Below are 25,267 nucleotides of genomic sequence, written 5' to 3' on the forward strand. Positions count from 1 at the left end.
AAAGGCGTTTTTACAATCTTCTATCTACTACTCCCTCATGAACAGATACGTTAATCTCATCTAACTGCTCACTAACTTCTTCATTACTTGGCAAGTGTCCTCTAAGAGATAAGTTACGTACTGCATGCTGACATCGATCCAAAGGAGTTTGTAATCGCTCAACATATACTTTTGCTAGCAACTCAGCGTCAATTAGCGCTCCATGTAACTCCCTACTCTCTAGTGATATACCAAAACGCTCACACAATGCACTTAAAGAAGCCGGTGGTCCAAATTTCTTTCTTGCAAGCGGTAATGTATCTAACACTCTGTCTGAAGAGATTAATTTGGCATTCAGTTTACCAAGTTCCATGTTCAAAAATTTAATGTCAAATCCAGCATTGTGAATTACCAAAGTATCGCTAGATATAAAATTAAGAAATTCAGATGCAATCTCTGAAAATAATGGCTTATCCTTTAGAAATTCTTCGCTGATACCGTGAACTTTAAATGCACCTTTGTCTATGCTCCTTTCTGGGTTGATGTATCGATGGAATACTTTGCCTGTTGGAATATGATTAATTAGTTCTACACACCCTATTTCGATAATTCGATGGCTATTGACATCAAGACCTGTAGTTTCAGTGTCAAGTACTATTTCACGCAGCCCATCTTGTTTGGAAAGTTCTATACTTAACCTACTACTAGGATCTGACTGACTATTGGTAGCTTGTATCGTTTTTTTTCTTTTAGCTACTAATTTTTTTGTAGCACCTTCACCATCTTTTACTCTAGAGTGTCCAGGCGCTTCGGTTATTGAGCTTTTTTTTATACTATCAAGGATAACTTCTTTATCATTTAAGAATTTTTTACCGTTACCTTCTACATAAAGTGAGGTGAGATTTTTGAGTGCTATATCTCCTCCATAGTGGTGGCGCCACACTCCAACAATGTTGTTGTTTTCTACATTTAATAAAGTAAGATTTGGGAGACGTTTGCTGCCAATCAAAAATGCAAAACCTATGTCTCCAATATTGTTATTACTTATTTCAAGTAAAGTAAGGTTTTTTAGATTGCTTTTACCTATATATCCTGCACCTTCAAAACCAAGTTTATTGTTCCTTAGAGTAAGCGAAGTAAGATGTGTAAGTTTACCTAACTCTTTTACATCTTTACTATCAATCTCTACATTTATTAAATTAAGCTCGTTAATATCTTTTTTATTCTTTAGAAAGTTTACTAGATCTCTTACATCAATCTTAGCACTTATATCTGATATTGTTAAAATTTTGTCATGTACATAGTCACTAAAGTTCACCTTACCCTATGTTAATATACTATGTAAATATTTTAGCTGGCATCTCAGTAGCTGTCAATTGCTTATATAAGATCTTAAACAGCTGGTTTAGGTGCTGTAAAATTCATACTTTTTGTGATCAGCTAAGTAAAAAGTTAAGCCCAGGGCAACACACTAAGCTTTCCTGACTTATTGTCCCAAATTTGGGACAATAAAATCGAGATGTCAATTACAGGACTTGAGCCTGTTAAAATCTTCTTCAGCGTGATATGATGAACGGGTTAATGGACTTGATGCAACTACCAAGAAGCCTTTAGAATAAGCAATATATTTATAATGCTCAAACTCTTCTGGAGTAACATATCTATCAATTTTTGCATGCTTTGGAGTTGGTTGCAGATATTGACCAATTGTAATGAAATCAACTTCGGCGCTACGTAAATCATCCATAACCTGAAAGATTTCTTCTTTTGTTTCTCCAAGACCAACCATAAGCCCTGACTTCGTGAAAAGTTTAGGATTAATCTGTTTCACCATCTTTAGCAAATATAGTGAATGAAAATAACGAGCTCTTGGTCTTATTTTTGCATACAGCCTTGGTACTGTTTCGATGTTGTGGTTATAAACATCAGGTGATGCAATAGCTATTGCTTCAAACGCTCCTTTCTTATTTAAAAAATCAGGAGTGAGGATCTCTATTGTTGTTTCCGAAGTTATCTTTCTAATTTCTTCTATACACCTTATAAACTGATTTGCACCACCATCTGGTAAATCGTCACGGTCAACAGAGGTAATGACAACGTGCTTTAAATTTAACTTTTTTATTGCTTTTGCTAAATTTTCTGGTTCATGAGGATCGAGCTTATCAGGAATGCCAGTTGCAACGTTGCAAAACGCACAAGCACGAGTACAAACAAAACCGAGAATCATCACAGTAGCATGACGTTTATTCCAACATTCACCAATATTTGGACACGCAGCTTCTTCGCATACTGTATGTAAGTTATGTAGCTTAACAGTATTTAAGGTTTCATTGAATACTTTACCAGCTGGAGCTTTTGCTCTGAGCCATGTAGGCTTACTATGCATTTGAAACAGCTAGCTCTACCTCTTGTTTTGCTAAAACTTTCTTTAATCTTCTTTTTATCTTTTGCGCTTCTTTACTTAGTTTAATTGTTTTTGTGTTGAGCAAGAAAGCATCAAGATCACCTTTGTAATCTATAGTTCTTAAAGTTCTTGTCGCTATACGAAAGCTAAACTTTTTGTCTAATATATTACTCGTCAATGTAACTTTATGTAAATTTAAGAGAAAGGTACGCTTTGTTTTACGATTTGAATGCGATACCTTATTACCAAAAGACTTTTTTCTATTTGTTAACTCACAAATTCTACTCACTTCAATATACCAATTTATCCTATGTAACTAGGTTAACCTGATATAGTTAAATAGTCAACTCCCTTGCTTGATTTTTATACCGTATACTGCTTTATAGCCAAAAAACACTGTAATTTTTTCTATTACAAGAGAAACCATATGCTGCATTTCTAATGCTTTACTGCCATTTGTTACTAACAGATGCAGAACACCAGAATTTACGTTTTGTGCGTATGAGATCTTTTGTGGTTTTGTACATTCTGCTAATTCCTCTCCAACTATACTTTTCCAGTTTAAAATAAGACGTATTTCATTTTTGCTGATCTTATTTTTCATGCATTTTAATGCATAGTTTTCTATTATAGATTTTAATTTCTTTGGCCCGCTATATTTAAACATCTTTCCAGTGCTTAAAATTAAATTATATTACAACTTTCTTATACAAAAAACTAACTTATTGTTTTCATAATCCTCGGCCTCACACATAAAAAGCAGTATTTGTATATCTAGCATTTGCCAGAATTTTGTGTTTCCTACCTTGTAATCATTTTTAATTTTAATTTGTTAAATTATTATGAAGCTAATTAAAATTCGGGTAAAGTATAGTATTTCCAAGAAAATTATCTTTTTACTGTATGCAGTAATTTTCTTATAGCTATCTGTTTTTTAAGATCTTTCTGCAATCCAAGCTGCTTGAATGGCCTCTAATATTTTTTCATTACAATACTTTTCATCATCATCAAACTCTTCTAAATCCAAGACTTTTCTTTTAAGTTCAGTGAATCTAATACTAATTATATCTTCATTTGGAAATTTCTCTTCTAGAGCTTCTGCAATATCTTCTATATCAAGCCATTTCATACTTTTTTAATAAATTAAACTGGTGCCCATGGGGAGACTTGAACTCCCAAGGTCGCAAAACCCACGGATTTTAAGTCCGCTGCGTCTACCGATTCCGCCACACGGGCCTTATGTTGTTTATCTAGAGTAAAATTCTACTACTAAATTGACTTCCATGTCTGCTGAATAGGGGACTTCGGAATATTGAGGCGCTCTCAAATACTTCACTGAAAGTGCTTTGCTATCTGCCTCTAAATAATCTGGAGCCTTACGTTCTTGTTTTTGTTCAGCCTCTATTAATATAGGAATTTTTGCTGCTCTTTCCCTTATTTTTATTATATCACCAGGCTTCACTCTATAACTTGATATGTTAACCACCTTATCATTAACTGTAACATGTTTATGAGATATAAGCTGTTTTGCCGAGTAAATTGTTGGCACAAAACCAGAGTGATATAAAACAGAACTTAACCTTGATTCCAAGGCACCAATAAAATTATCAGCCGTATAACCCTTTCTTTTGTAGGCATCTAAAAATGTACGTCTAAGCTGCTTACTTGAAATTGCATAGTAGAACTTAAATTTCTTATGTGCAGCAAACTGCTTACCAAAATCAGATAACTTCTTAAATCCAAGAATACCATGCTGACCTGGAGGGTATTTTCTTTTATTGACCGAATCTTTTGCTCTACCCCATAAGTTTACACCAAGCCTGCGACTGATTCTATACTTTCTATTGATAACAGTTGTCATACAAAAATTCTCACAATCTAACTATAAATTATTAATGATTTTAACATTAAGTGTCAACTTGTTTTTGCCACTATGATGTAGTATACTTCACTTTTAAGTTTTCCTATTAATACATGAATCATCTACTACTAAAATCCATGGCAAATGCTGTCCGCTTTTTATCAATTGATGCGGTACAAAAAGCAAATTCTGGACACCCAGGTATGCCACTTGGCATGGCAGATGTTGCCACTGTATTATTTGCTAAATATCTAAACCATAACCCTGATGATTCTAAATGGATCAGTAGAGATCGTTTCGTCCTATCAAATGGTCACGGTTCAATGTTGCAATACTCTATATTATATCTGACAGGCTACATTAGTATAGATGAACTAAAAAACTTCAGGCAACTTACATCAAAAACTCCAGGTCACCCAGAATTTGGCTTAACTTCTGGTATAGAAGCAACAACAGGCCCGCTTGGTCAGGGATTTGCCACTGCTGTTGGCATGGCACTTGCTGAATCGATTCTTGCAAAGCAGTTTGAAATCAGTCACTACACTTACGTAATGCTAGGAGATGGTTGTCTTATGGAAGGTATAAGCCATGAAGCAGCATCCCTTGCTGGGCATCTTAAATTAAATAAGCTGATAGCACTTTTTGACGACAATGACATCTCTATAGACGGCTCTACTAGCCTCTCTTGCTCTGATGATGTAGAAAAGCGTTTTTCAGCGTATGGATGGAATGTTGACAAAATCGATGGGCATGACTTTGATGCTATATCCCTTGCAATAGAGCAGGCGCAAAAGTCTGATAAACCTACACTAATCTGTTGCAAAACTATTATCGGAAAATTTTCGAGCCGTGCTGGCACATCTTCTGCTCATAGTGGTGCCTTTACAGAGGAAGATGTAAAACAGATGAGAGAAAAATTAAATTGGGACTATGAACCATTTCATGTACCAGAAGATGTGAGAAACGCTTGGATAGAAACAGTTAAGAGGGCAAAGCAAAACTATACATCCTTGATCAATAAAGAACTACAAAGAAGACTTGAGAAACGTTTGCCGAATAATATCGAGAGTGATTTGGCTGATCTGAAGAAACAAATATGTAAGCTAATGCCAAACGAAGCTACTCGATCTTCTTTCGGCAGAGTAATGGAACTATTAACTAAGTCTATGCCAGAACTAATTGGTGGCTCTGCTGATCTTACCGGTTCAAATTGTACTAAATATAAGCACATGCAGGCAATAGATAGTAATAATTATAGTGGCTCTTATGTACACTATGGAGTGAGAGAGCACGCTATGGCAGCTTGTATGAATGGTATGGCTCTTCATGGTGGGATTATTCCTTATGGTGGAACTTTTTTAGTATTTTCCGACTACTGCCGCCCTGCTATACGTCTTTCAGCCTTGATGAAACAGCAGGTTATATATGTAATGACTCATGACTCAATTGGAGTAGGAGAAGATGGTCCAACTCACCAGCCAATAGAGCATTTAGCTTCTCTGAGAGCTATACCAAATCTGTATGTTTTTAGGCCAGCAGATGCAATTGAAACTTTGGAGTGCATTAGCATTGCACTTGAAAAAAAAGAGTCACCTGCACTATTTGCGCTTTCAAGGCAAAATATTAATTACATGCACTCTTATACTGACCAATTGGCCAACCTATCAAAATTTGGTGCATATATACTATGCGAATATTCAGGGAAGCTAGAAGTGACGATATTTGCTACCGGATCTGAAGTTGAAATTGCAGTTGAGGCAAGAGAAAAATTACAGGAAAAAGGTGTAGGTACAAGGGTCATTTCTATGCCGTGTTGGAGGCTTTTTGACGAGCAAAGTGATGAATATAAAGGGGTAATATTAAATAATGATAGTATTAAAGTTGCAATTGAAGCTGGAAGTGAAGTGGGTTGGCATAAATATATAGGTTCAAACGGTATATTTATTGGCATGAAAAATTTTGGAGAATCAGCACCTTATGAAGCTCTTTATAAGCATTTTAATATTAGCGCTGATTATGTAGTAAAATGTGTTTGTGAAAACGCTTTTTATCATTCCACTGCCCATAAAATTACTTAATGAACTCAGCCAGTGCCGTTATTATGATATATATAACAATTTTACAAAAATAATATCATAGAATTCAAGAATTGCTACGTGCTAAAAAAAGCAAAATGCTGTTTATAAGAATAAATGGCAAACACTCAACCAATTTCTATTTGTAAATCAGGTGAAGTCAAACCTATAAAAAATTTGGGAGTGTTCATACGCGTCAAGAAAGGTGGTTTTTTTAAAAATATCTTAAATTTTTGATCAAAAACTACCTCACTCTACACTTCCGCCATTTTCTTCAATTTAAGCTACAGCACCAGCAAGGACTTTTTAACTTGCCAAACAGGTACAGATTTAAAAGCCTAAAAACTATCTAAACAACTACAAGATTAGTAGTTTGATCAATTTCAACATTACTAAGTGTTGTATTTGCCTTATACAAACAGTAACATCCTGCTGCAAGAAAAATTAATGCGGCTACAGCGAGTGAAAGACACATTGCTAAATGAAACATTGTCAAACTTGCACCAACAGCAGATGCTCCAGATAATACAAAAGAAATAGAGGCGTAACTACCTTGCCTTTTACTATTGTTGCTTGCTCCTAAGAATTTTTCATATTTACTATTTAGCTCTTTATTTTTACCTTCAAATTGTTTTTGTAGATCTTTAACACGATTCTCTAATGTGCTTTCATGTTTCTTGAGTTCGGTTGTTACCATACTCTCTAATTCACTCTTTAGTTGAGTATATTTTTCAGTGATAGTCTTTAGATCATCCTTTAATTGAGTGTATTCTTTAGTACATTGAGTTACTTTAATTAAGTCTTTCCTTACAGAATCTAGGCCCTGTTCTAAGTTACTGTTCCTAGAGTCAAGTTCTTCAAATCTTTCCTCACGTTCTTTCTGTAGCGCATTAATTTTAGTTTGTATACCATTAAGTAATTTAGTCACTTTAGCCAACTGTTGAGTAACTACAACATCTGAACTACTATTTGCAGAGCTATGACTTTCTACATTATTTTTATTACGAAGAAGACTATTGAGTGACTCTAGATCATTATTAACTTGCTCACCTTCAGGCTCTTTAGATTTCTTCTCCTTAATTGCCTGAATGAAGTTACTAGTACCAATAGTGACTTTTCCTTCACTTTCAAAAGAAGATATGATATCCCCTGTTGTTTTATCTATTAAATATTCTAACTCAGCTCCCGAGAAACCATCAGTTTTATCTGCAAGTTTTTGAGTATCTACTGTAACTTCCAACTCTTCAATACCTTTGAATTTTTTTATATATAAGTCCAATATATCCTTACGCTGGGCATTACCTGGCAAAGGAATTTCAATATGATTAGAGAGACGGCCTGGCCTAGTAAACGCTGTGTCTAAAACATCTCTACGATTAGTTGCAGCAATTACTGTTACACCTTCTAGTGGGTTGAAACCATCGAGCTCGGTTAAAAACTGATTCACAAGGCTGTCGCATGATTGAGCATGACTAGAACTACCACCGCTACCACGTTTTGTAGCAATACAATCAATTTCATCTATAAAAATTATACAAGGAGCATTTGCTCTTGCCTTTTTAAAAATTTCTCTTACGTGCTTTTCACCTTGACCAATATACGATTTCAGAAATTCAGATGCAGAAACACTAATAAACTTTGCTTTAGCTTGACATGCAATTGCACGAGCAATTTTGGTTTTACCATTTCCGGGTGGACCATAAAAAAGATAGCCTTTTTCTGATTTGCAACCTGCCTTTTGAAGTAATGCTTTATTTCTTTCTGGAATAATACCAAGAATCTTGTTTAGCTCCTTTTTAACGCTTTCTGGAATTATAATATCATCAAGTGTTGTTTTATTTTCCGATTTATCTGGATCAAAAATTTCTATTGAAGAGTTACTTTGTTTTAATTGATTTATAAAACTATCTATTATTCCAAAATTTTCTATACCTTTAACATTAACTTTTTTAAGATCAGCTAAAGCTTTTGCTCCTTTATCACCAATGTTGTTCAAAGCTACATCAAGTGAAGTAAGGTTTGTAAGATTACCATTAGCTAAAGCTTCTGCTCCTTCATCACCAATACTGTTACAACTTAAATTAAGTTGAGTAAGGTTTGCAAGATTACCATTAGCTAAAGCTTTTGCTCCTTCAGCATCAATTTTGTTACAACTTAAATCAAGTTGAGTAAGGTTTGCAAGATTAACATTAGCTAAAGCTTTTGCTCCTTCATCACCAATATAACAGCTTTTTAAACTAAGCTTTGTAATACTAAGATTGCTCTGTAAAAAGCTTACTAATTCACTTATGTTTATTGTTTTCGAGGACAAATCAAGAAAGTCGTCTAGAAGAAATTTACTAAAATCCATTTCGTTTCTCCATTAAATATATAGATATTTTAGCCTATATTTTAATAATTGTCAAATTTTTAATAAATCTAATGAAAAATTATAGAAAATGCTTAGCATCACAAAAAATTTACTTTATTTTTAAGTAGAAAAATAGTACGTACCTTTGTGAAAACGAGTTGCATGATAAGAAAGCTGGTGAAATGTTTCGAGTAACTTTTTCGTTTCTATGATCCACTTGGCGGCAAGAATAAAGTTTTAATCGTTCCATGGTTTCTGTATAATTTTCAAAACTTAATTGGTATATATGAAGGTAATAATAGGTAGCGCTAGTAAACGATTAGGAGATTCAATAGCAAGTGGGCTAAATGCTCAGCTATTCCCCAATCAGGTGTCAAGATTTGCCGATGGTGAGGTAAATGTAGAAGTAGCAAATGATCTACGTGATCAAGAAGTATACGTAGTGCAATCTCTTTCTTCCCCTGTAAATGATAACCTTATGGAGCTTCTGCTTACAATTGATGCAGCAAAGAGATCTGGAGCCAAGAGAATAACAGCTATTATTCCTTATTACGGATACAGTAGGCAGGATAGGGTTATTAAAAACAATAATATGCAATCTGCTTTAAGTGCTAAATTAACTGCAAATCTTATTCAAACAGCTGGTGCAAACAGTGTTGCTGCTATTGATTTGCATTCAAGTCAAATTGAAGGTTTTTTTGATATACCAGTTACTAATCTAAGCTGTTTTGAAGTATTTGTTAACTCTATATACAAGGAAAACTTGGCAATAGTTGCGCCTGATGTTGGAGCAATTGGCAGAGCTCGTGCTTTTGCAAAGATTTTAGAGGAAAAACACAAGTTGGATAATGATATTGTTGTAGTAGATAAATATAGAGAAAAAGCAGGTACATCTGAGGTAATGAATGTAATCGGAGAAGTTGCAAACAAAAATTGCGTCATTGTTGATGATATAGTTGACTCTGGCGGAACATTATGTAATGCAGCCCTTGCTTTAAAAGACCGAGGAGCAAAGTCTGTAGTTTCATGCATTACACATGGCGTACTTTCAGGAAATGCAGTTGAGAAAATCTCTTCCTCTTCTCTGGATAAATTAGTAATTACGGACACCGTATTTCACAAATTTGAAAAAAATGATAAGATAGAGGTTGTTTCAATTGCAAATATTTTAATTTGCTTTATGCAAGGAGGTAAAAGTGCCAGCTAGATCAACAGAAGATGTTATCACTTCGTTAATAGAATTTGCAAATAAGAGAAAAATAACAATTACTAAGGAAGAAATGCTTAAAACTGCACAGCTTGTGAGGATTAAGTTATCCGATGATGAGATTCAATACTACTCAAAAGAACTGACAATGCTGGATTGGATACATGATACTTTGTTGAAAGTTAATACTGAAGGTGTTTCTCCTATGCGTTATGGAACTATAGATAAGGATGTCCATGTACGCGATGATATTATAAATTCTCAAAACATTAAAGAAGAAATATTATCCAATACAAAATCGGAGCATGGGTATTTCGTAGTACCGAAGGTTATAAACGATTAAGATAAAGCAAGATTTATACCGATTTTATAGATCTACTTTCAAAAATAAGACCAATCTGGTAAAGAAGCATTCGTTGGAGTAAAAACCATTTTTTGATTTTTCTTTACTAAATCTACTAAATATAATTTAGAGTTGCTTGGTGATTCTGCGTTAGTAAAGATAATTTCTCTGCCATTTGGTAGCCATGCCGGAGATTCAATTTTATGTCCCTCTGAAAGCAAGCGCTCTTCTTTGCCATCTGGCTTCATAACTCCTATGTAAAATTTTCCTGACTGAATTTTTGTAAAAGCTATCAGATCTCCTTTTGGCGACCAAACAGGTGTAGCATATCTTCCATTTCCAAAACTAATTCTCTTGGGTTTTTTGCTTTTTTTAGTGAAATCTATGATATATAGTTGCTGACTTCCACTTATATCAGAACTAAAAACCATGTACTTTTGATCTGGAGACAAAGAGGGAGAAGTACTTATAGCTGAACCTTTAGTAATTTTTTTTGTTCGTTTACTGCTTAAGTCTAGAGATAATATATTTGTTTCACCACTCAATGAGTGGGAAATAAAAAGAGATTTACCATCAGGAGAAAATCTGGGTGCAGAAATAACTCCTTCAAATGCGCTGATTATTGATTCAGTGTTATCTTTTAAATTTTTTAATATTATATAACTTTTACCATTTGTGTATGAGATATAAACAATACCCTTTCCATTTGGTGAAAATCTTGGTGTTGACACAAATTTCTCACCATTTGTTAAGTACTTTATATTACTTCCATCTTGATTCATCACAGCAATTTTACGGACGGATTTGTAATTGCTATCTTTTTCTTCAGCGATATATGTAATTTTTGTATTGAAATGCCCTTTCTCACCAATCAATCTATCATGTATCACATCTGAAACAAGATGACTAATTTTCCTCCAGTCTTTTGCTAGAAAAACAACCGACTGAGTAAGTAATTCTCTGTTTGTAAAGCTGTCAGATAAACGAAAAGATAGCTCTAAATTTCTGTTTGATACTTCACTTAAACTTACTGTGACTACAGTATCGCTTTTCCAAGACTCAACTTTCGTGTTACGTTTCACATTAAATAAGCCACAATTAGATAGATTTGTTTCAATTACTTTTGTGATGCTTTCACTTAGCTCACTTTCCACTTCTGTCTTGCATGCACATTTAGATACAACAAGATCAATATTACCAATATTGCTTTTTTTTATATCAACATATAAAACAGCTTTTGTGGAATAAGGAATAAATAACGAAATAAATAACACCAATTGAACGAATAGCTTCATTAGATTTCTTGCATTACCTCCTGTCATCTCAGCAAATAGCTTACTTTTGAAGTTAAACTGCATGACAGTAGAGTAAATCAATTTCTGCAGTACTTGACACTGGAATCCAGAAATTTGACTGCAAGTAAGTGCACTGAGGTGGCAAGCATAAAAGTAGCTGTTTTATTCTAAAATAAACGTCTTTGACAAGGTTGCATGAAAAACTGGATTCCAGTGTCAGAGCACTGGGATGACACTCTACTGGTGGAGATTGCTCTAAAACTACAATGTTTGCCTGGGCGTTGAGATGGCACCTTTCTGGTAGATTCAAATCACAATGTTTGTATAGTTGTGTGATCTGACACTGATTTTTTTTTACGGATTCCAGTATTGCATGCTGAAATAACATCAAAGAATACATTGTTAACTTCTTACTCAAATAATGGTTAATAAAAAGAGGTATATTTCTATACCTGTTCTATTTGGACTTCAATTATAGGTCTTTTTAGTAAATATTCCTTTAAGATACTAAATATTGAACTTTCAATCTTATTTCTTATTTTTTTTATCGGTTGTGGACTAAATGCTGACTCAACCTTCTCTATGATCTTTTGCATAATGGCTGCATCTTCTTGCGCTTCGAAAACACCAGGTGCAAATACTTTTGGCTTAGCGAGCAATTTGTTTTTCTTATTCACAATTGCTGTTACTACAATAACCCCAGCATCTCTCATTCTCTCACGCATCTTTATAACGCTGCATTCTGGATGGCGTAGCAACGTACCATCAATACCAAAGTAGTCAACATCAATTGAACTAACTTTTTCTCCATTCTCCAAATTAACAATATCACCTGGTGCAATCATTATTGCTTTTTTCACACCGCACTCTTTAGCGAACTTTACATGTGCATCCGTATGAATATACTCACCATGAACTGGAATAGCTATCTTAGGTTTTATCAAAGAATACATTTCCCTTAGCTCTGCTTTTACTGGATGTCCGGAAGCATGAACATTCTCTGTTTTTTCAGTAATAACTTCCACTCCCATCTCAATAAAGGCATTGAGCATGTTATGTGCACGAGTTTCATTGCCAGGAATGATTTTTGATGAAAAGATCATGGTATCACCTTGCTGCATTTTAAATGCTTGATGACTCTTATTAGCAAGCCTTGAGGTTGCTGCCAGTGGCTCACCTTGACAACCTGTGCAAAGTAGCACCAGCTTTTCCCTTGGAAAATTTACTGCCTCCTTTGCTTCTAGAAACTCAGGAGAATCAGTTAAATAACCACTATCCTGCGCAACTTTCACTATTCTCCATAAAGATCTGCCAAGTAAAACCACTTTTCTATTTAGTGCTTTTGCAGCTTGGCTTATTGTTTCAATTCGCGCCACATTCGAGGCAAATAGCGAGACAGCAACCAATTTTTTAGACCGCTTTATTATATTGTAAATATTATCATAAATTTCACTTTCTGATTCAGGGTCGTGTTTGCTCAGTATGTTTGTTGAATCACAAATTGCTGCAAGTAGATCACCTTTATCGCCAATTTCTTTTAAACGCTCTATATTAGAAATTAATCCAACAACAGGTTTTGGATCAAATTTCCAGTCCCCAGTATGAAGTGCACTACCTGCTTCAGTGCTAATTAATATTGAATTTGCCTCAGGAATTGAGTGAGTTACATTTATAAACTCAACGGTAAAAGGACCCAAATTTATGCTGCCATTTATGTCTACCTCTTTCACAGGTACCACACCTTCCAATCGAAACTCCTTTAGTTTCTCCTTGAGAAAATTAACTGTAAATTTTGTTGTATATATGGGACATTGCAAATCTTCCCACAGATGAGGCACTGCACCACAGTGATCCTCATGTGCATGTGTAATTATTATTCCAAGCAAATCTTTTTTTCTTTGAGCAATAAAATCTACATCAGCGATGAGCAGCTCAACACCTGGCATAGTTTCATCTGCAAAACCGATACCAAGGTCGATCATAATCCACTTGCCTTGATAATGATATAGGCTAACGTTCATCCCAATTCTTCCTACTCCTCCAAGAGGAAGAAATAAAAACTCATTTTTGTTTATGTTCATTAATTTTAAATTATTAAAATGCGAGGATAGCAAAACTTCGACCTTAAATAAAGGAATTTATCACTTTTGCATAACTTAAAAAAATCTTTTCACTAAAAGAGAAGGCTTTCAAATTGGTAAAAAGAATTAAGTGTATACAGCTACCTCTTTATATCATTTAGCAAATTTCTCATTTTTTTTTTACTTTTCCAAAGAATCCTTCAGATTTCTGCTCTACACTTTCATGTTCCTCTTCCTCAAGCGCTTTTAATAGCTCAATCTGCTTTTGGGTTAAATTCTTTGGATTTAAAGTCTCAACTATTACCTGTACGTATAAATCACCACGAGCATGTGAGTTCATATATGGCATACCCTTTTCCCTACAACGTAGTTTGGTACCAGTTTGAGTGCCTTCAGGGACCTTTACTTTTATTTTAGCTCCATCAATTGATTGAATATCGATTTCACCACCAAGTACTGCTAGTGTCATTCTTATAGGCACTTTACAGTGTAAATCTGCTCTATTGCGAGTGAAGATCTGATGAGTAGCTATTTTCACACATACGTATAAATCTCCGCTTTTTCCACCTCTTGCTCCAGCTTCTCCTTTACCACTGACCCTTACTTTAGCTCCTTCTTCTATGCCTTTTGGAATTGAAACGGAGATATTTACTTCATCTCTTTTACGTCCACTTCCACCGCATTTCTTACATTTATTTTGTATTATTTCTCCTTCCCCATAGCATGTAGTACACGTTCTTTCAATGGTAAAAAAGCCCTGTTGAGTTCTAATTCTACCGCTTCCCTGGCATGTGTTGCACTGAACTGGTTTGATTGCTCCTTCGCTACCTGTGCCTTGGCATGTATTACATTTTATATTTGTCACATAATGTATAGGTGCTTGTATTCCTTTAAATGCATCTTCCAAGGTAATTTTAAGGTCGTAGCGCAGATCTGCTCCAGATACTCCTGTTGTACTTCTTTTTGTTCTTGACCTACTTGTACTGCCGCCGAATCCTCCACCAAAAAAATCGTTAAATATATCGCTAAAATCCCCTCCAGCTTGGCTGAAATCAAATCCACCGGAAGCACCATCGTGACCATAACGATCATAACCTGCTCTTTTTTCAGAGTCAGATAGAACTTCATATGCAGCTGTTACTTCTTTAAATTTTTCCTCTGCTTCCTTATTACCAGGATTTCTGTCAGGATGATATTTTAATGCTAGTTTTTTATATGCTTTTTTTATCTCGTCAGTACTAGCATTTCTGCTCACTTCTAGCAGATCATAGTAGTCTTTTTTGTTCATATATAATAGCTCAGTATTTTACCTTTAAAGATAGGTATTACATATATGAATTTCAAGTATGACCTCTATTTCCTATAAAATATGGTGCACCCTGAGCGACTTGAACGCCCGACCTTTTGATCCGTAGTCAAATGCTCTAATCCAACTGAGCTAAGGGTGCTTGCACAAAGCTGACTTTAACAGATTTTATAGCTTATTTCAATTGGTTTAGCTAAAAATAAAACTCTTATCATGTATGAAACCTGTAAGAAATTGTACTAGCTCTCTTAAAGGATAACTTAAGTTAACAGTTTCCAATTACTGTGATTTTAGAACCGCTATCCGAATAAGAGCTTTTCACATTATACTGCCAAGCTGCTAACAAATAGCGGAATGACGGTTATAGTTAAATCTAAACTATTTTGGCTATATCAGAAGACGGGTTATGCAGAAACCTTAAAATACTTCTTGCTTGCCAAGGAGAATAAATACATTCCTACAAACAAGCAGATACTCAATATCGATGCATAGGAAAACTTGAAAATTAAATCTTTAATATATATTGATAAGCATTTACCTGCAGAAATTTTGTATAGTAGTCCAACACAAATAATCGTACTATCAATGACCGATGCTATAATTAAAGTGATGAAATTTGCCATATGAAAATTCAATTTCGACTTTAATTCTTCAAAAACAACTATGCTTGAGAGAAGAGAGATTAAAATTGCAGTATATAGAACCAGTATCATAAAACTAAAATTTTGCAATTTAAAAAGACAGCATATCACTGTACACACTATTAAGCTGTAAGTAGCTTTGCTTCTACCATAAAACTCAACCATTGAGTTTACAACTAAAGTAGCTCCCACAAATAAGGCAGCACATATCATTAATTTATTTGAAGTGTTAAGTAAAGAAAGACTGATAAGCAAGAGTATTGATAAAATGGACATAATCACCTACCCAAATTTAATAATATGCATTTATTTTAATCAGACATTACACATAATGAAAAATTTGTCTAGCGTAATCAAAAGTTATTTAAACTAGTACCTAAGTCTTTCAAATCTATTCTTATAATATCCTTTATATTGAGAGCTTTCTCCTCTGTCACTTTTCCAATACATGAAAAAACTATACCTTTAAACAATTCTTCAAACTTCCGCTGATTTTGCGGGGCAATGGTTACTAATATTCTACTTTGCGATTCAGAAAACATTATTATCTTGTTTATTATGTCTGTATTTTGTGTTTTTCCTATTGGTACTAGTGAAAGATCAATTTCAGCACCAAGGTCTCCTGCAATTAGCGATTTTGCCAAAGCAATAATTAAGCCGCCTAAGTTTGGTGCAATTGCAGAGACAATTATGCCATCTTTTATTGCCTGGTTGTAACGTTCATACAACTTCCTAGCGCTCTTTGCATTAACTTTTGGCACGTTGTTATTATCTATTCCACTATATAACTGATATTCAGATCTACCAAGCTCATCGTGGGTTGTACCAAGCACATATATCAAGTCCCCTGGCATTTTCACATCAAGCGATACCGCATTTTCAATATTGTCTATAACTCCAATTGCTGAAATGAGTAGTGAAGGTGGTGCAGATATCATCACTTTCTCGCCATTTTCATCATATCCCTTAAAGTCGTTAAACATACTATCTTTTCCGGATATAAATGGTGTTTTAAATGCAGTTGCAAAGTTGTAACAAGCCTCTGCAGCTCTCTTTAGTTGCCACAGCCTTTCTGGATTATAAGCATCACACCAGCAAAAATTGTCGAGCAACGCTAGATGATTTATATTTCCTCCTGCAGCTACGTAGTTGCGTATTGCAGTGTCAATCGCACATGCTGCCATGTGATAAGTGTCAATTTCTCCATAACTTGAGCCAAATCCCTGCGATTTTACAACACCTTTGTTTGAAGAAAGGACTGGCCTCGAGACAACAGCTTCACTGCACACTCTTCCCTTGCCTTGCAGTGGTTTCAGTATTGACGATCCTTGAACCTCATGGTCATATTGCACCACTATAAACTCTTTGCTGCGTATGTTTGGTCTGCTTAGCATTTCTTTTAGTGCAAAGGTGTCATTCCAGTGCTTGACACTGTAATCTATCTCAAGCTCAACTCTGCCATCGCACGTATTTTTACATAAAGTTTTAGATTTATTTGCAGACAAAGCCTGCTGGATTCCAGTGTCAAGCACTGGGATAACAGGAGAGAATTCTGGAATGACAGCGTATGGGTTAGATTTTCCAGACCATGGCTTTGTCTGTAAATGCATTTTAGGATTACCATCATGCAGAAATTCAGTTTCGATGTCCATTATTACTGCCCCTGGGGGACATTTAACAACGGCTTTGCCACTTTTGTTGAATTCTCCAATTACACAGACCTCCACATCATGTGTTTTCATGATTTGCTTAAACGCAGGAAGATTTTCTTCTGGCACTGCTAAGGTCATTCTCTCTTGTGATTCTGATATCCATATTTCCCACGGAGCCATACCATTGTTTTTAAGGAGAACCTTGCTCAAATCAACTTCAAATCCGTCTTTTCCCATTTCACCAATGGACGATGATAGACCGCCTGCTCCATTATCCGTTATTGCATTATAAAGACCAAGATCTCTTGCTTTTACGACGGCGTTGGATAATTTTTTTTGTGTTATAGGATCACCAATTTGCACAATTGTTGAAGGGCTGTTTCCCGACAATGCCTCTGAAGAAAAAGTTGCACCGTGAATTCCGTCCCTTCCAACTCTTCCACCAATAATTACGATTTTATCACCGTTTTTGGGTTCTTTTATGTGTGAAGGTGCATTATTTATATTCCGTGGAATAATTCCGATGCTTCCAACAAAAACTAATGGCTTTCCACAGAATCTATCGTCAAAGTATACCGATCCAAGTTGCGTTGGAATACCGGAGCAATTACCAGCAACATTAACACCGTGAATCACTTCTTTCATTATATATTTTGGTGGTAAGATTTTATCAGTACGCTCTTTATCTCTATAAAGTTTGCCTTTTGATTCTTTGGCAAAGCAAAAGTAATAAGTATTCATGATAGGTTCTGCACCTTTGCCAAAACCGACTATATCTCGATTAACTCCAAGCACTCCAGTCATTGCTCCACCGAACGGATCGAGAGCTGAAGGACTATTGTGAGTTTCAACTTTATCTACAATCAAGTAATCGTCATCAAAAATTATTCCTCCTGCGTTGTCGGAGAAAACTGACACGCATATGTTAGAATTTATCTCACGCGTTGCACGCTTAATATAATGAGCATATAGACCATCTTTTATTTCATCAATAGGGGAGCAAAAAATATTGTGTTTACAATGTTCAGACCAAGTCTGTGCCAGAGACTCAAGTTCAATATCATATGGATTTCTACCGAGTTTTTTAAAGTAATCCTTTATAGCTTTCATTGCTGCCAGCGAGAGCCCTAAAGTGCCATTACCATCGATTCCATCTCTGCTGATTTTTTCAAGCTCTTGGTCACTTACATTGAGTTTGACAGATTTTGCTCCATTATTACCTGGTGTCATCCCAGTGCTTGACACTGGAATCCATTCTTTTTTTTCCTGGTCACGCGCTGTAATGACACCAGGTGGGGTATTTGGTTTACTGTAATACTTCCAATGGCAATTGCCGTTTTCTTTATAGACAAGTGTGCAATATTCAGTAATAGGATTGAATTCCTGTTTTATGTCATCTTCGGTTGGAAAACCTCCTTGACTTAGAATCAATTTTGAACTTCTTGCCTTGATAGAAACACTTTCATCAATGTGGCCTTTGCTCATTAGATATTCTCTAACAATTTGTTTTGCCGTGTTTCCTACGTTATCGGTCATGCCAGGTAAAAAGCTTATCTCCAAGCCCCACTTTTCTTGTGATTCTATGAAGTTATATTGAAGGTTTTCATTGTAGGAATAATAACGGCAGTCTTGTATGACTTTATTATAAAATAGCCCACAAATTTCTTCATGTAATTTTGATGGTAATTCTTTGCTTATGTAAATCAAGTAAACATTAACTACCCTTCTACGGCCAACTTGTTCACATTTATTAAAAACTTCTATTCTGATGTTTGCCATGTAATATTGTGAAAGACTTTAATATATCATAGCATAAGAAACTGCGAGCACATTTATATTTTAAATAATTTCTATACAATAAAAGTGTTGTATTAATTGTTACTGTTAGTGGGAAGAGTTTTTACTGTTAATGTGAATGAGTCCCTTTTTGATGTTCTGGTTCAGCACATATTTTCTGAATATGAAAGAGAAAAAATTCCCGAGATAAAGATCATACTTCCCTGCAAGAGGGATGTGATAGCATTGCTGAGTGCATTCAAGAATTACAGAACTATAATTTTGCCAGAGATAGTTTCACTAGAAAACATTGATGAAGAAGATTTAATATTAAATCTTGATAGAGTTAAAGTTATTAACCCGACAAAGAGAACGCTGCTACTCATTCAATTTATATTGGAGTGGAATAAAAAACACAATGATAGTTTTCCAATCGATCTAGTTTACAGTTTGCCGTCATTACTTCAATATACCCAAATAGCGGATTGTTATCAGCTTGATGAGCATTCAAAGAAAATGGAGAATTTCATAAACTTACTTATCAAAACTTGGAGTAACACTTTAAAAAATTTAGGAGTAGTAGATATACTAAAGCATAAGAGTGACTACATAAACAATATGATAGCCTCCCTGAAGAAAGATCAGCATATGATCTTTATTGGAATTGGAAAGGAGGAGATTTATAAGTTGTTGATTAAAGCTGTATACGACCTGCCATTTGGAAAGATAATTTTACCTAATCTGAATTTGAAAATTAAAGAGAAAGATTGGCAATCACTTGATAAAAAACATTATCAATATTGCCTGAAAGATCTGCTCGATTATTTAAGTATAGGCAGAGAGGATGTAAGTTTTCTGCCAGAAGCTTGTTCTGATGTCATTCCAGTGTCCAGACACTCGGATCCAGAAAACTTAACTTTAAATGAGTGCACCAGGTGGCTGTACAATAGAAACTGGATTCCAGTGTCAAGCACTGGAATGACATCATCTACTACTCAAATTACCTGCAAATTACAATGTTCGTACACTAAAAATCAGAGGGCTGGGATGACAGGCAGTCCTGAACTAGATTATGTCTTTGATACAACTGCCGATCTAAGTAAAGTTAGTAATGGATATATTGGCAATATTGAAGTCATCACTTGTGATTCCAGAGAGGAAGAAGCACAGGTGACGTCACTAATTATGGAGAATGAAGGTTATGAAAACGTTTCTTTGTTTGTTTTTGATAAATTACTTGCAGTTCGTATGGTGTGCCCCATATCGAAAAACTATTCTTATGTGACGCTTCTGCTTTATAGTATTGAGATTTTGAACTCAAAATGGAACGGTGTGGCATTGCTTTCTCTTCTTAAACATAGGCTAGTGACTTTTGGTTACGCTCAAGAAGAGTACACTCGTATTTTATCTGAGTTTGAGATAGAAGTATTGCGTAGCTTTGATATAAATGGTCTTAAGGATATTATCAACGCTATTAGTACTTGTAAAAAGCTAAGATATAAAGAAGATATATTAATTATTATCAGTAGATTAGAAACTATATTTAATCTTTTACTTAATCTTATAAATTATCCTATTTCTGATATAGCAGCAGCTCATTTACAGTGTGTTAATGTGCTTTCTAATGTGAATTTTCTAGAGCTAAATGGTGAAATAGGTAATTTTACTCGTGATTTCTTAAATGCATGTGACGGTATAGCAATTGAGTGTTCCTTAGAGTTATATAGTCAAATCCTGATATTATTTTTAAAAAGGAAGTTTTTTTCTCCAGAAAATAACTTTGATAAATTTAGCTTATATCAAAATAAAGTTGTAATACTTGCTGGATTTAATGATATACCAAATTTTCAGAATCCGTTTTTGAGTGCACTGAATAGAGAAAAATTTAACCTTCCTTCTGTGCAAGAAGAGCAAGGGTACTTTTTGTATACTTTGCGCAATTTATTTGGTGCCGGCAAGGTTTATATTACGAGGCTAGTGAGTGATAGAAAATCAATTCTATTGCGCCGTTTGGAAGTTCTGTTACAAGAACCAAAATATCCTTATCGCAATTGGCTAAGAATATTAAATACACCTGAGTGCATTGTTCCATGTACTCAGCCTATGCCAAAACCTCAAGCCAAAGTCAGAGAAGGAAAAATGCAAGTGATGTCTTGCAGTGCGGTAGAAAAACTGATTCGTAACCCTTATTCATTTTATGTTGAATACATACTGAACCTTAGACAGTTGAAAGACTTAAATTTTAAGCCATCGATATTGGAGTTTGGCACTATGGTACACAATATTCTTGCAAGATATTTACGCAACGAAAAGTCGCTGATGAGTATTGCACGAGAAATATTCTCGTCTAATCGATTCCACTTTTCAAATATGTGGTGGGTAAGGTTGCAGAGGATAATTCAATCTTTTGTTGAGTTTGATAGGACTGGAAACAATCAAGTTGAGTTGGAGAAGAGCTTTTCCTATCCGATATTTCATATTCCAGCGCGTGACACACAACTGCGCGGATGCTGTACAACTTCCACTAAGAATAAGGGTGTCATCCCAGTGCTTGACTACTTGGATCCAGAAAATTTGATTGCAAATGAACACACCAGACAATTGTGTAATAAGAGCTGGTCAGATACTCGAATGACAGAAGAAATTTTATTGACAGCAAGATGTGATAGAGTTGAGTATCTACCAGGTGGGCAAGTAGCAATTATAGACTATAAACTTGGTTCACCACCTTCCAATGAGGAAGTTATGTCAGGATTTTTCCCGCAATTAATTTTACAAGCTTTAGCAGTGGAATACACAACAAAAAAAGAAGTCTCGGAGCTTGCTTATTGGAAACTTGATTATGATAAAATAAAGGTTATTGCTTTGAAAGATTATAGACAAAAAATGCATGAATTTCAGAATATTCTACCAGATTTCTTATCTAATTATTTAAGAGATACTACTCCCTTCATTGCCTCTCCTTATTTTGATAAATTCCTGAGATTTAACATCTACAAACAACTAGAAAGGATAGGGGAGTGGTTATAAATTATATCTCCTCTCATCCAGATCAAAATAGCTGGTTGTACAGCTGGTTTACTAAGTGCAGTAGGAGAATTACTAGATTGTGATATAGACTAATCTTTGCTAGACTCAAACAACCATAAAAAAACACTAAAAAGTGATTCAATCAATTTTAGCCATTAAAACTTGAATAGTGGCTAAAATAGCTTTAAATTGTATATTTATTTTAGAGGGGTATATGCCATCACAAAAACAGCTAAATGCGCAGCTAATTGATGCTGCTAAAAAAGGACAGCTAGATTTTGTTCAGCAAGCTATACAGGGTGGAGCAATTATTAATACAATAGATGATGATTATGGGAGAACTGCTTTAATATGGGCTGCTGACAATGGTCAACTAGAGATATTACAATACTTGATAGAAGAGGGAGCAAATGTTAATGCAGAATCTCCGGGAAACATAACTGCTCTAATTCATGCTGCTGCCCATGGTCATCTTGAGGTAGTACAACTTCTAATAGCAAATGGAGCTGATTTAAAGTATCCGTTCAGAGGTGTGGTTTAAGAAACAACAGCTAGCAGGTTTTGAAAAGGGTTTAATTCCTTTTGTTTCCAAGTCAGATACAACGAAATTATCCGCTCAAGAAATCTATTCCCTCGCTCTGACTGTGCAAAATATGAATTCTTACGATAGACAACATAATGCCGTATCTGTCGCTCAACATGGTTATTCGTTAATGGAATATTCTCTGGGTCATCCAAAAATGTCCACATCATTGACTCGGATTTTATAATACCCTTTACCGTTCGTGAAGCTCCTTTTGCTTCAAGTATATAAGATATTTTTATCATGCAGTACTGTATGTATCTTCGTAATTCTTTAGCTTGCTTAGTGAACTTTGAAATACTAATTTCATTTTCTGACAAAGCGTTTTTTAATACAAACAATCCATTAGCTGCGTCTTTTAAACAATGGCTAAGTCTCATTACTTCACTATTCCAACTATGAGATAACCTCTCGAAATTTCTCAATAAGTGAGCCCAACAAATTTGTCGTTTTTCATCACTGAAGTGGTTGTAAACTGCATATCTGTCAGTAATTACCAGGTTTTTGTAATCACAAAATGCACTATTCTTTAAAAATTTCATTCCTCTTGTATCTGCTAACTTCATAAGACTTGCTTTATTGTTGGCAAACATCCAGCACCATCCCAATTTGCCTTTGTTGTAGTGACTGGTTTCATCAATATGCAAAATTTCGCTTGCTTTTATTTCTTCCTCTATTTGTTCATAGGCTTCTTTACATTTTGACGAAACCCTTGCTTCACTATTGGACACACTACCAACACTTATACTCATGTTAAAGATGTCTTTCATAATATTCGCTATTTCTCGCTTTGAATTCTTATAAAACCCACTTAGTGATGCAACTACTGACTTAACTCTAGGACCAAAGGTATCCGGTGTAACTCCTTCTGGTAATTTGCTACTCCTTCTTTTTCCGCATTTACGACAGCGACCATGTTCTAATTGATACTCAACTACGTAAGGCTTAATTTCTGGTAAATCAACTTTTTGATAGACATATGGTTTTTCCGATATTGCGATTTCTTCACCACACTCGCATCTATTTGGTAACTCTACCTTCACCACCTCATCTGCTTCCATTTTAGCTCGGCAATTCCCCTTATGTCCAACTTGACCACCTATCTTCCTGCCGCCCTCTGACTTATCTTCTGGTGTGTCTTTTTTTATTTTGTACAGCTCTTTTGAACTTGGTAAAGATGAATTCCTTGAGTTTAAGCCGAGTCTCTCTCTTAGTTCAGCATTCTCTATTTCTAAGATTTTATTTTTTTCTTCAAGCTTTGCTACTTTCTGCTCTAAGTTTTTACATAACTCTACAATACTGATCAACAATTGAAGCATCTAGCCTTACTTTACTATCAACATTTTGTGTTATTACTACTTTAATATATTATGTCAATTGTTTTTTATCCTTGCCACACCTCTGAACGGATACGATTTAAATGTGAAACGTAAAGGTCAATTCTCTGCCCTAACATATGCTATTGTAAATGGCCATACGGAGATAGCAAAGCTTCTAACTAGATATCATTTAATAGCTAATCTTGATATGTCAATACCTCGCTTACCTCTTCCTACTTGTATACCAGAGTTATCATCTTATTGGTATGACTGTAAGGATGAGCTCAATAAAATGAAGGAAGAAGATAGTGAATTATATAATTTTCTTGTAAGTAAGAGAATTAATGAACAGGTAAGAATTTGGACAGAGAGTGAGACAATACGAAATATTTCACAAGATAGATTAAATATAGAATACTCAATCTATGCTAAAGATTTAACAGGTAAAATAGAATTAGTGATATTTTTTCTTAACAACAGGGAAATAATCAATTCTTTATCGCGGTATTATAAGGTAAGAATTCAAACAATTGATCAGGTAAAAAGGCTACTTGATCGTTTCACAAGAGAACATGTAGAGCTTGAAGTAGAAATTGTTCCAGCACAATTAAACTTTAATACTCAAGAGTTACAACCCCCTAAACTAAAAACATTATCATTTGCACAAATGATTAACAATCATGCAGGATTATTTTCAGCTGCCAAAAATGGTCAATTAGAAACAGTAAGATACCTGATAGAAAAACAGAAAGAAGATATTAATTCAACAGATCACTATGGAAGAACTGCTCTAATGTGGGCTGCTGGAAGTGGCTATTTAGAGGTAGTAAAGTACCTGATAGAAACAGCAAAAGCAAATGTTAATGTGAAAGATGGCTATGAAAACACTGCTCTGAATTATGCTACTAGAAACGGGCATTTAGATGTAAAAGAATATCTGAAAAGTCATATACAAAAAGAGCTACGGAAGAAATACGTCTGCATTGGTGTTAGTGGTATAGTAGGTTATGTTGCAGGTATGACAATATCATGTTCTGCGGGAGCAGTGATTACAGTTTGTGCAGCATCAGCGACCGTTAGTCTAGCGTTAGGTGCAATGTTGGGTTATATGATTGTAGAAGTAAAAAAAGAGAAAGCAAACAAAGGTATAGCTTCTGCGCTTAAAGATGTTTTCACTATTCAAGCTCTAAGTAGAATAGCCTTATAGAGAGTGAAAGTAGGTTTATTGCTTAAGGTTGCATGATTGCCTTAATAACAATAAAAAAATAATAGAAGTAAAAGATATGGCTTGAAAATTTTCTAAGGTCTTCACTAAAAATGTCTCAACTTGACACTGAAATACAATTTGATTTAATTAATTCATAT

19 protein-coding genes and 2 tRNA genes are annotated in these 25,267 nt (G+C 34.9%); 6 read left to right on the forward strand and 15 right to left on the reverse strand.

Going from position 1 to position 25,267, the window contains the following annotated elements:
• Nucleotides 1–10 precede the first annotated feature (10 nt).
• The 7 genes from dnaQ to rpsD all read right to left on the reverse strand — a co-directional run bounded on the left by dnaQ (nt 11) and on the right by rpsD (nt 4,244).
• Nucleotides 11–670 carry a DNA polymerase III subunit epsilon gene (gene dnaQ, locus OPR42_RS08010; protein ID WP_372436136.1) on the reverse strand — a complete coding sequence of 220 codons (660 nt, stop codon included), beginning with the start codon at nt 668–670 and terminating at the stop codon, nt 11–13.
• Between the two features lie 831 nt (nt 671–1,501).
• A complete protein-coding gene (lipA, locus tag OPR42_RS08015; RefSeq protein ID WP_265042272.1) occupies nt 1,502–2,365 on the reverse strand; it encodes a lipoyl synthase in 864 nt (287 codons plus the stop codon).
• The gene (rpmB, locus tag OPR42_RS08020) at nt 2,358–2,672 is read right to left on the reverse strand and encodes a 50S ribosomal protein L28 (protein WP_006012685.1); all 315 of its coding nucleotides are present in this window, start codon (nt 2,670–2,672) and stop codon (nt 2,358–2,360) included. The genes lipA and rpmB overlap by 8 nt, the downstream gene beginning before the upstream one ends.
• Before the next feature lie 54 nt (nt 2,673–2,726).
• A complete protein-coding gene (locus OPR42_RS08025; protein WP_006012687.1) occupies nt 2,727–3,050 on the reverse strand; it encodes a DUF721 domain-containing protein in 324 nt (107 codons plus the stop codon).
• A 267-nt stretch (nt 3,051–3,317) separates the two neighbouring features.
• Nucleotides 3,318–3,512: a Fe-S cluster assembly protein IscX gene (gene iscX, locus OPR42_RS08030; protein ID WP_007302643.1), complete on the reverse strand. Its 195-nt coding sequence runs from the start codon at nt 3,510–3,512 to the stop codon at nt 3,318–3,320.
• Nucleotides 3,513–3,532: 20 nt separating this feature from the next.
• Nucleotides 3,533–3,619, reverse strand: a tRNA-Leu gene (locus tag OPR42_RS08035).
• Nucleotides 3,620–3,629: 10 nt separating this feature from the next.
• The gene (rpsD, locus tag OPR42_RS08040) at nt 3,630–4,244 is read right to left on the reverse strand and encodes a 30S ribosomal protein S4 (RefSeq protein ID WP_265042273.1); all 615 of its coding nucleotides are present in this window, start codon (nt 4,242–4,244) and stop codon (nt 3,630–3,632) included.
• 113 nt (nt 4,245–4,357) lie between these two features.
• On the opposite strand from rpsD, the gene tkt reads away from it, so the two are divergent.
• Nucleotides 4,358–6,322 carry a transketolase gene (tkt, locus tag OPR42_RS08045; protein ID WP_265042274.1) on the forward strand — a complete coding sequence of 655 codons (1,965 nt, stop codon included), beginning with the start codon at nt 4,358–4,360 and terminating at the stop codon, nt 6,320–6,322.
• Between the two features lie 346 nt (nt 6,323–6,668).
• Here tkt and OPR42_RS08050 read toward each other — a convergent pair whose 3' ends face one another.
• Nucleotides 6,669–8,669, reverse strand: coding sequence for an AAA family ATPase (locus OPR42_RS08050; RefSeq protein ID WP_265042275.1), 2,001 nt, complete (start codon nt 8,667–8,669; stop codon nt 6,669–6,671).
• Nucleotides 8,670–8,955: 286 nt separating this feature from the next.
• On the opposite strand from OPR42_RS08050, the gene OPR42_RS08055 reads away from it, so the two are divergent.
• Nucleotides 8,956–9,876, forward strand: a complete 921-nt coding sequence (locus tag OPR42_RS08055) for a ribose-phosphate diphosphokinase (RefSeq protein ID WP_265042276.1) — start codon at nt 8,956–8,958, stop codon at nt 9,874–9,876.
• On the forward strand, nt 9,866–10,219 hold the full coding sequence (gene gatC / locus OPR42_RS08060; protein ID WP_010401704.1) for an Asp-tRNA(Asn)/Glu-tRNA(Gln) amidotransferase subunit GatC: 354 nt from the start codon (nt 9,866–9,868) through the stop codon (nt 10,217–10,219). Before OPR42_RS08055 ends, gatC begins: the two co-directional genes overlap by 11 nt.
• Before the next feature lie 38 nt (nt 10,220–10,257).
• Here gatC and OPR42_RS08065 read toward each other — a convergent pair whose 3' ends face one another.
• The 6 genes from OPR42_RS08065 to OPR42_RS08090 form a co-directional block, all read right to left on the reverse strand.
• Nucleotides 10,258–11,514 (reverse strand): Tol-Pal system protein TolB, encoded by a 1,257-nt coding sequence (locus OPR42_RS08065; protein WP_064085826.1) that lies wholly within the window; start codon nt 11,512–11,514, stop codon nt 10,258–10,260.
• 446 nt (nt 11,515–11,960) lie between these two features.
• On the reverse strand, nt 11,961–13,595 hold the full coding sequence (locus tag OPR42_RS08070; protein ID WP_265042277.1) for a ribonuclease J: 1,635 nt from the start codon (nt 13,593–13,595) through the stop codon (nt 11,961–11,963).
• Between the two features lie 169 nt (nt 13,596–13,764).
• Complete coding sequence (gene dnaJ, locus OPR42_RS08075; RefSeq protein WP_012481762.1) at nt 13,765–14,883, reverse strand: molecular chaperone DnaJ; 1,119 nt, start codon at nt 14,881–14,883, stop codon at nt 13,765–13,767.
• 82 nt (nt 14,884–14,965) lie between these two features.
• Nucleotides 14,966–15,043: transfer RNA gene (locus tag OPR42_RS08080), tRNA-Arg, on the reverse strand.
• Between the two features lie 262 nt (nt 15,044–15,305).
• A complete protein-coding gene (locus OPR42_RS08085) occupies nt 15,306–15,614 on the reverse strand; it encodes a hypothetical protein (protein ID WP_264376426.1) in 309 nt (102 codons plus the stop codon).
• A gap of 281 nt (nt 15,615–15,895) precedes the next feature.
• Nucleotides 15,896–18,973 carry a phosphoribosylformylglycinamidine synthase subunit PurL gene (locus OPR42_RS08090; RefSeq protein ID WP_265042278.1) on the reverse strand — a complete coding sequence of 1,026 codons (3,078 nt, stop codon included), beginning with the start codon at nt 18,971–18,973 and terminating at the stop codon, nt 15,896–15,898.
• Between the two features lie 108 nt (nt 18,974–19,081).
• On the opposite strand from OPR42_RS08090, the gene OPR42_RS08095 reads away from it, so the two are divergent.
• Complete coding sequence (locus tag OPR42_RS08095; protein ID WP_265042279.1) at nt 19,082–22,000, forward strand: PD-(D/E)XK nuclease family protein; 2,919 nt, start codon at nt 19,082–19,084, stop codon at nt 21,998–22,000.
• A 214-nt stretch (nt 22,001–22,214) separates the two neighbouring features.
• Nucleotides 22,215–22,541 (forward strand): ankyrin repeat domain-containing protein, encoded by a 327-nt coding sequence (locus OPR42_RS08100; RefSeq protein ID WP_265042280.1) that lies wholly within the window; start codon nt 22,215–22,217, stop codon nt 22,539–22,541.
• Here the strand turns inward: OPR42_RS08100 and tnpC are convergent.
• Nucleotides 22,538–23,890, reverse strand: a complete 1,353-nt coding sequence (gene tnpC, locus OPR42_RS08105; protein ID WP_265042338.1) for an IS66 family transposase — start codon at nt 23,888–23,890, stop codon at nt 22,538–22,540. The genes OPR42_RS08100 and tnpC overlap by 4 nt on opposite strands.
• Nucleotides 23,891–23,960: 70 nt before the next feature.
• Between tnpC and OPR42_RS08110 the strand changes: the two genes are divergently transcribed.
• On the forward strand, nt 23,961–25,109 hold the full coding sequence (locus OPR42_RS08110; RefSeq protein ID WP_265042281.1) for an ankyrin repeat domain-containing protein: 1,149 nt from the start codon (nt 23,961–23,963) through the stop codon (nt 25,107–25,109).
• Nucleotides 25,110–25,267 lie beyond the last annotated feature (158 nt).

Origin of the sequence: Wolbachia endosymbiont (group B) of Melanostoma mellinum (assembly GCF_947251465.1) — a bacterium.
Taxonomy (GTDB): Bacteria; Pseudomonadota; Alphaproteobacteria; order Rickettsiales; family Anaplasmataceae; genus Wolbachia.